The following is an 8146-nucleotide window of genomic DNA, read 5'->3' on the forward strand; positions in this document are numbered from 1 at the left end:
CCGACGAAGACCGCCAGGCGCTCCGGATGCCGCCAGGCGCCGTCGCGGCGCGCGTAGCCCATCCGGCGCAGCAGTTCCGCGAGCTCGGCCGCGTGGCCATGAATGTCGCCGATGAGGTCGTACATGAGGCCGCCACTCTAACGAAAGCGCCCGCGCCGCAGTCGATTCAGAAACAAATGGGGACAGTCCCCATTTATCCCAAACCCAGTGGAATCAAATAGATGCCGAAATTGGGGACTGTCCCCATTAATTCAGTCCCCATTCATTCACTCATGCTGAATGCCAGATAGCGCACGGTTTCTGCGTCTTTCTCCTTTTCAGGAGGCGAGCTCGTGGAGCGCCGATAGTCGGCGAGCCGGTCGCTCGAGGGATATGCCGAGAACTGCTCGAATCGCGCCGGTCGGACTGGTGTACCACGTCACGCATCGCGGCAACCGCCGCGGCGAGATCTTTTTCGAACGCGAAGATCGCGACCGCTACCTGCGCTGGCTTGCGGAGGCCAGCGAACGCTATGGACTCCAACTCTGGGCCTACTGCCTCATGACGAATCACGTGCACCTGCTGGTGCGAATTGCAGCGCCGGGGGCTCTTGGCCGGACACTCGGGCTCGTTCAAGGCCGTTACGCGCAATACATCAACCGGCGGCGCACCTGGACCGGTCATCTTTGGGCGAACCGGTTCTACTCGCACCCGGTCGAGGGCGCCACCGTCGCGGTGGTCGCGCGCTACATCGAGCGCAACCCGGTACGCGCCGGCATGACCGCGTCGCCACAGGCCTATGCCTGGTCGAGCGCGCGCGCACACTGCGGACTGCGTGTGGACAGTTTTCTGGCGCCCGATCGTCCACTGCCCGGTGACCTGCCGGACTGGAACGCCTGGATTCAGACGAAGGACGACATCGCGGAATCGCGCCTCCGCGAGCAGAGCCATGCGGGAAGGCCTCTCGGAACCGATGCCTTCTGTGCCCTCATCGAGCTCGCAGTCGGTCGCTCCCTCCAGCGCCGCCGTCGCGGCCGCCCACCGGCCGACAGATCGAGCTGATTGAGCGCGAACCGGGGACCTTCCCCAATCAGCTGCGATTGCGCTATCTCCTTATTGCGAATGCACTTACGGAAATTGGGGACTGTCCCCAATTTCCCAGAGCGCGTGCGCCGGGCTCGCCTCAGAGGCGGGCGGCGCCGCGCTTGGCGAGATCGAGGGCGATCCGCTTGAGGTCGGCCGGGGTGTCGACATTGTGGACCGTGATGGTCAACCAGAGGAGCTCCCCGGAGGGGCTCGTCACCTCGACCAGCACCTCGCTGCCCTGCGGGCGGAAGATCGCCCCGTCGCCGAGGCCGGCGATCTCTTCGATCGGTTCGCCGTTGCTGACCAGGTTCGGCTTGAGGTCGTCGAGCCTCTTGCCGTTCGCCGGCCAGAGATAGACGTTGACCTGACGCGGTCCACCCACCTCTTCATAGAAAAGCGCGCCCGGCTCGGGCGAGCGGCTGGTGAACTTGCCACCCACCACCTTCTCGACATCGGCGAGGGTCACGGTCTTACCGGGGTCGGGATCGGCAGGAGCGTCGGCGGCGGCGGCCAGCCCGCCTGCCCCGGCACAGAGGAGAGCGGCGAGGACGATCCTCCACGGAGCACGGCTGTGGGCGGGGACGGGAACGAGCGGGGACATGGGCACTCCTCCGATGAAAGGTCTCTGCTCATGAGAACGCAGATTGCCCCGAGCGAGCGCCATTCGCCCGGCCGGGAGCTGGGGGACATGAAATGCAGGATGCGTCGAGCGAAGCGAAACGCATCGATCGCGTTTCGAATGACTCCACCGTCCCGCGACCGATGCGGTGCGCTTCGCTTACCGCATCCTACCGGGCTACGAACTCGACTTCCCAAGGAGACAAAAAAGGGGACTGTCCCCGTTCGTGCGGGACAGTCCCTGTTGGCAGGCCTGCTCTCGAATCTCTAGTCGCGGCCGCGCCGGTCGTGCCGGCACGAGCTGTCGTGACGATGGTTCCGGTCGCCGCGCTCGCTGCGGTAGCTCCTCTGGCTGCGATAGCTCCGCTCGCTCCGATGGCTCTGATTGTTCTGATAGGTCCGATACCCACGATCGTTCTGATGAACACGTTCGTTGCGGTACCCGCGGTCGTTGTGACCGTAGGAGTCGCTGCGATAGCCGCGCGGGTGCGAGTTGTAGCCGTAGGAGCCGTTCGACCGCGACGGCCGGCGGAAGCAGGAGTGTCCGGTCGGATAGTAGGAGCGATGGCTCTGGCACCAGTGACCCTGCGAGGGCACTCCCCATCCTGCCCAGAACTGCGGACGCGAGGCGTAGCTGCCGTAGAGCCGGTTGTTGCAGTAGGTGTAGGGGCGATAGAAGACACCGCCGTCGATCGAAACCGGGAAGTTGTACGTCGCGTGGTGATGGCGGTGCGGCGCGTAGTAGACGTTGCCGCCCAGGAAGACCTCGAGATTCTGAACGTGGCTGCGATGGATCTCCGCCGGAATCCGGACCAGTGTGCGCAGCGCATCGTGCACGTGCGCCCGCACCTCACGATGGATCTCGTGCGGCAGCGGCAGGGGGAAATCGGCGCGCGTCGCCGGAGCGGCCAAGAGCCCGCCCACGGCAAAAAGGACAGTGGCGGCAACGATGCTCGGGTGGCGGACAGCGTGAAATCGGTTCATCCTCGTTCCTCCCGCGAAGGGAATTAGCGAGACGCATGCCAGGCGAGCGCTGCGGCGCAAGTGGTTCCAAAGAGGTCACTTAGAAGTCCACCGGTGGGTGGCCCACGACCAGATGTCCTATAAAAGGGACACATTCTCCTCCGCTCCTCCAGGTTCGCCGACCTCTTCTGGCTGGCGCCGGGCCGCGAAGCCGAGCTCAGCGCCGGCGTCGAGCTGCATCTCGCCTGCAGCCCCCCTACCCGCTTCCCCTGTAGCCACTCTCCCGGACCCCCTTCCAGAAGGTGGGGCGCCGCGGCGCGAAGCGGGACAGGATCCGGTCATGCGAGTCCCCCGCCGCCACTTTGCCGCCCTCGGGTCGGCCGTTCTCTGCGCTCTTGCCCTCGACGCTTCCGCCGCCGCCGAGATCTTCGTCGGCTCGGACACCGAGATCCTGGTCTTCGCCGACGACGCGAGCGGCGATGTGGTGCCGCTGCGCAAGATCTCCGGCGTCCTGACCGAGCTGCCGGCCGTGTTCACGATGGCGGCCGACCGTGTCCACCGGGAGCTCTGGGTGAGCGGCTGCCTCGGAGTTCCCGCCATTCTGGTCTTCGGAATGGACGACGAGGGCGACGTCACGCCGCGGCGCAGGATCACCGGGGCGAGCACCGGGCTCGTCAACGCCTGCGCCACGATTCTCGATCTGGTTCACGACGAGGTCTATGTCGTCGATGCGGCCGGAGCCGTGCGCGTCTTCCCCCGGCTCGCCGACGGCGACGTCGCTCCGACACGCACGATCACGGGCGCACTCACCGGTCTCGCGCTCCCGACGATGGGCTTCCTCGACCTCGTGCACGACGAGCTCTATGTCGCCACTTCGAGCGGCGCCGCGCGCGTGCGGGTCTTCGCCCGCACGGCCGCCGACAATGTCGCGCCGCTGCGCACCCTCACACTTTCCGGTCCGCCCACGGGCAATCCGCGCGGCCTGCTGGTCGACCTCGAAAACGACGAGCTCATCGTCGTCGACCTGGGACGAACCGCCGTGCGGTTCTACTCCCGGACGGCGAGCGGGACGACCGCCGCGCTGCGGGAGATCCGGGGCGCGGCGACGCTGCTCAATGCGCCGCATCAGTCGGTCCTGACCGAAGGCGACGAGCTCTTGATCGGCAACGAGGGGGGCACGGACGAGAACTTCGTCGGCCACGCGCGCACCGCCGTGGGAAACGTCGCCCCGGCCCGGGTCGTGACGGCGATCGGCAACGCCTTCGGCCCCTTCACCGGCATCACGACCGACCGCGCGAGGAACTGCTCGGAGGGCAACTCGGTCGACGGCTGCATCTTCCGCGACAATTTCGAGAACGGCGTGAGCTGCTACTGGTCGACCGCCGTGGGCGCTCCCGACTGCGTCTGACCGCGGGCGCCGCCGGACCTTCCTGTCCCCCCGCGGCCTCGGATAGCGTCTTCCTTCCCGGAGGACGTCCCCTTCGAGGAGGCACCATGTACCCGCCGCTCCGCTCTCGCAGATCCCTTCTTTCGCTCGCCTTTGCCGCGAGCCTTCTCGGTGCGCTCCGGCCCTCGCCGGCGCTGCCTGCGGACGCCCTCGCCTGGCGCTCGGAAGGCCCGTTTCTCGGCACGGTGGTGGACGTCGCCTTCGATCCCCGGACGCCCGGCCTCGCCTATGCCGCGGCCACGCACGGCGGCGTCTTTCGCAGCACCGACGGCGGGCACAGCTGGGTCGCCGCGGGCCGGCCGAAGACGAATCGGGACATCGAATGGCTCGAGGTCGATCCCGGCACCCCCGGCACGCTCTGGCTCGGCGTCGACAATCCCGGAAAACCGGCGCTCTGGCGTTCGCGCGACCAGGGCGCGACGTGGAGCGCCGTGACCGACAGCTACCGTGGACAGCTCACGACGCTCCATCCGGTCGGGTACCGCATCGCCTTCGCCCCGTCGCGGCCGGCCGACATCTGGGTGCCGTCGACGAATCTGCACTACCGCAGCCGCGACGGCGGCAAGAGCTGGAGCGACTTCCGGGTCGAGGGTCAGGACGCCTACGCCATGGCGGTCGATCCGCAGAACCCCGACGTCGTCTATGCCGGCGGGCACGGCGGCGAACAGGCCCACCTCTCGCGCAGCGACGATGGCGGCAAGAGCTGGAAGCCGGTCGGCGCGGGCCTCGAGCCGGCGATCCAGGCCCTCGTCGTCGATCCGGTGACGAGCGCGACGGTCTACGCCGTGAGCAGCGCGAGCAAGCTCTGGAAGTCGGTGGATCGCGGCGCGACCTTCACCGCGCTCGCGGTGCCGGTCGGCGGCACCGAGGACATCTACAACCTGCGCTTCGGACCCGGGGATCCCAGACAGCTCTGGCTCGCCTGCGAGAAGGGGCTCTTCCGCAGCGCCGACGGCGGCGCAACGTGGCAGCGTTCGGATGGCGGCAGCGGGCGCTATCTCGTGCGCGCGACCGCGGTCGATCCCGCGAACGCCCGGCAGATGCTCGCCGCCAGCTCCGGCGGCGGCGTCTATCGCAGCTCCGACGGCGGCGCGAGCTGGGCGCCGTCGAGCGCCGGTCTCGCCGCCGCCTGGGTGGAGCGGATCGATGCCAGTCCTGCCTCGGCGACGATCTTCGTCCAGACGGCGACCGGCCTTTTCCGCCGCGACGCCTCCGGCACCTGGGACGAGAAGGCCGAACCGTTCGAGGACGACGGCGACGAGGTCGAGCTCGACGGCCTGCTCTTCGACGGCAAGTCGCCCGAAACGATCTGGGCGTTCGACGGCTCGAGCGCCTGGCGGTCGAGTGACGGCGGCCGGAGCTTCCGGGCGCTCGAGAAGAAGGAGCCGTCGATGCGCGACCTGATGAAGGGCCAGCTCGCCTCGGCGCAGTTCCGGAGCCTGGCGCAGGATCCCGGGAATCCGAACATCCTGTATGCCGGCTCCTGGTCGAACGACGACCCGGGCCAGGCGGTCTGGAAATCGCTCGACGGCGGCAAGAGCTTCAAGGCCGCGGGCGCCGGGCTGCCGGGCGACGACGTGAAGCTGCTGCGCGCGGCGGCGCCGGGAGTCGTCTACGCGGTGGTCGACAAGGCGCTCTTCCGCACCGACGACGGTGGCGCGAAATGGCTTGCGGTGGGCGGCGGTCTGCCTGCGGCTACCGAACTGCGCGCGGTCGGCCTCGACCCGGTGCAGCCCGCCCGACTCTTCGTCGCCACGGAGAAGGGTCTCTTCCTCTCGAACGACAGCGGGGCCAACTTCCAGAAGGCCGGCTCGGCGCTCGCCGACGAGGACGTCGAAGCGGTTGCGGTCGCTCCAGACGGCAGGCTCTACGCCGGCAGCTGGCGCGGCCTCTTCACCAGCCGCGACGCCGGCGTCACCTGGACCTCGCTGAGCGAGAGCCTGCCCCACCGCGACGTCCGCGCGCTCGCCGTGGGTGGCGCGCCCGGGAGTCTCCGGCTCTGGGTCGGCACGGCAGGCGGCGGCGTCTTCTCGACTCCGCTGCCCTGACCGTCAGCTCCCTGGGGACACTCAAAAGGGACACACAAAAGGGACACTCACCGGTCTGCGTCCCTTTTGTGTGTCCCTTTTGTGTGTCCCTTTTGTGTGTCCCTTTTGTGTGTCCCGAGCGGCGAGTTTCCCCTAGCCTGCGGTGAGGCTCCACAGGTTCGAGCCACCGCTCTCGAAGCCGTCGGAGAAGATCGCCGGGGTGGTCGCGAGGCCGGAGCGATAGTGCTGCAGGTTGCAGCGCATGCGGCGCACCTGCTCGGGGGTGAAGCGCTCGAGGCAGCCGTCGTCGGTGAGCTCCATGTAGTTCTCGATCGGCGCGAGGACGCCGCCGCAGCCGCTCGCTCCCACCGGACAGATGTCGTGCGCCGCGGCGTCGGGTGCGGTATCGCACAGGAGGTCGCCGGTGGCGTAGCAGTCGGGCGGCGTCGGCAGGCCGCAGCCGTTGAAATAGACGTGGTAGAGGCCGAGAAAATGCCCCACCTCGTGGGTCACGGTGCGGCCGCCGGCATGGGCTGGAATCGGCCCGGGGCGGCCGAAGGCCAAGGTGTTGATCACCACGCGATCCAGACTCGTGCCGACCCCCGCCCCGGGCTGTGCCGGGAGGAAGGGCACATAGCCCCGCGCGTTCGCCGCCGTGTTGGTGTAGAGGTTGAGGTAGCGCGCCGGATCCCAGGCGAGCGCCGCGCAATAGGGGCAGGGGCTCGGATCGTTGTACCAGACCGTGTTGCAGTCGCGGGTGATGCCGGTGGTCGGATTGCCCTGCGGGTCGAGACTCGCAAGGACGAACTCGATCCCGGAGTCGGCGCCGCCACCGCCCGGCGTGCCGGAAAGGGCGCGAAAGTCCTCGTTCATGACCGCGATCTGGCTCGCCACCTGGTCATCGGTGAGCCCTCCCGCCACGCAGCCGTCGTTCTGGATGATGTGCACCACGACCTGGATCGTCAGCACGGTCGTCGGGTCGTAGTCGGCGGAGGGGTTCGACGACGTCGCCGCGCAGTCCGCGGGATCGGGAGTCCCGGCTCGCGGCGGCAAGACCTCCGCGAACCCTGCCGCGCCGGGCGCGTCGTCCACTCCGCAGGCGGCGAGGAAGCCCTCCGCCCGGCCACCGCTCCAGGCGGCCGCGGCGGGTGAAGCCGCTGCGCACACGAGCCACCCACCGATGAGGGCAGAAGCACAGACCGGACGCAACCCCGAGACCATGCCGCGGACGATAGCGCAGAGACGTCGACAGGCCGCTGCGCCGTCCCGCCACCCTATGAGGTAGCAGCCGCATCCCACCCCATGGCAGGTTGGTATCCAGGGCTCCTGCCGCCAGAGTGGCGTTCGACTCACGTCACAGGAGGTGCGGCATGCCGAGGATTCCCCGCGACGCCGAACATCTATTCAGGCTGGCAGCGCTCTTTGCCGCCGGAGTCGTGATCTTCCTGGTACTGCGATCGATCATGGTCCCGGCGGGCTTCGGCGAGCTCGGGCACTTCCGTCCCGGCGCAATCGGCACCAATCAACAGAAGCCTCTCCGCTTCGCCGGCCGCGCCGCTTGCACGGAGTGCCACTCCGAGATCGCCACCGCGCTCGCCGCGGCGAGGCACGGCAGGATCGGCTGCGAGGCGTGCCACGGACCGCTCGCCGCGCACGCCGCCGATCCCGACGATCCGACGGGCAAACCGGCGACGCTCGACGGCCTCACCCTCTGCTCCCGCTGCCATGCCGCCGACCCGGCGCGTCCGCAAGACCATCCGCAGGTCGAGGTCGCCGCTCACAGCGCGGGCGAGCGCTGCACCGAATGCCATGCCGCGCACGATCCGACGCTGTGATGACACCGAGCGTGCGCCAGGGAGCCTCCGCCATGAGGAGAAGCCGATGAGTCTCGATCGCCGCGAGTTCCTCGCCCAGGGGACGTTCTATCTGATGCTCACCGGCGCAGCTTCGGAGGCCTGGTCGTTCATCGAGTCCGGGAGACCGCAGGACGCTCCCGGATACGACGTCCACGATCACTGGTGGGCCA

Annotated in this window: 7 protein-coding genes; 4 read left to right on the forward strand and 3 right to left on the reverse strand. The window is 68.5% G+C overall.

The features are described 5' to 3' along the window. The first annotated feature begins 372 nt into the window (after positions 1 to 372). Positions 373 to 1041 carry a transposase gene (locus tag KBI44_20455; GenBank protein MBP9146854.1) on the forward strand — a complete coding sequence of 223 codons (669 nt, stop codon included), beginning with the start codon at positions 373 to 375 and terminating at the stop codon, positions 1039 to 1041. A 121-nt stretch (positions 1042 to 1162) separates the two neighbouring features. On the opposite strand, the gene KBI44_20460 is transcribed toward KBI44_20455, so the two are convergent. Both KBI44_20460 and KBI44_20465 read right to left on the reverse strand, forming a co-directional pair. Beyond that, positions 1163 to 1666: a hypothetical protein gene (locus KBI44_20460; protein ID MBP9146855.1), complete on the reverse strand. Its 504-nt coding sequence runs from the start codon at positions 1664 to 1666 to the stop codon at positions 1163 to 1165. Positions 1667 to 1950: 284 nt separating this feature from the next. Beyond that, positions 1951 to 2667: a hypothetical protein gene (locus KBI44_20465; protein MBP9146856.1), complete on the reverse strand. Its 717-nt coding sequence runs from the start codon at positions 2665 to 2667 to the stop codon at positions 1951 to 1953. A gap of 319 nt (positions 2668 to 2986) precedes the next feature. Between KBI44_20465 and KBI44_20470 the strand changes: the two genes are divergently transcribed. Beyond that, positions 2987 to 4054 carry a hypothetical protein gene (locus KBI44_20470; GenBank protein ID MBP9146857.1) on the forward strand — a complete coding sequence of 356 codons (1068 nt, stop codon included), beginning with the start codon at positions 2987 to 2989 and terminating at the stop codon, positions 4052 to 4054. An 86-nt stretch (positions 4055 to 4140) separates the two neighbouring features. Beyond that, the gene (locus tag KBI44_20475) at positions 4141 to 6141 is read left to right on the forward strand and encodes a hypothetical protein (protein ID MBP9146858.1); all 2001 of its coding nucleotides are present in this window, start codon (positions 4141 to 4143) and stop codon (positions 6139 to 6141) included. Between the two features lie 132 nt (positions 6142 to 6273). On the opposite strand, the gene KBI44_20480 is transcribed toward KBI44_20475, so the two are convergent. Then, positions 6274 to 7287 (reverse strand): zinc metalloprotease, encoded by a 1014-nt coding sequence (locus KBI44_20480; protein MBP9146859.1) that lies wholly within the window; start codon positions 7285 to 7287, stop codon positions 6274 to 6276. 203 nt (positions 7288 to 7490) lie between these two features. On the opposite strand from KBI44_20480, the gene KBI44_20485 reads away from it, so the two are divergent. After that, positions 7491 to 7955 (forward strand): hypothetical protein, encoded by a 465-nt coding sequence (locus KBI44_20485; protein MBP9146860.1) that lies wholly within the window; start codon positions 7491 to 7493, stop codon positions 7953 to 7955. Positions 7956 to 8146 lie beyond the last annotated feature (191 nt).

The sequence above is a fragment of the Thermoanaerobaculia bacterium genome, assembly GCA_018057705.1.
Lineage (GTDB): Bacteria > Acidobacteriota > Thermoanaerobaculia > Multivoradales > JAGPDF01 > JAGPDF01.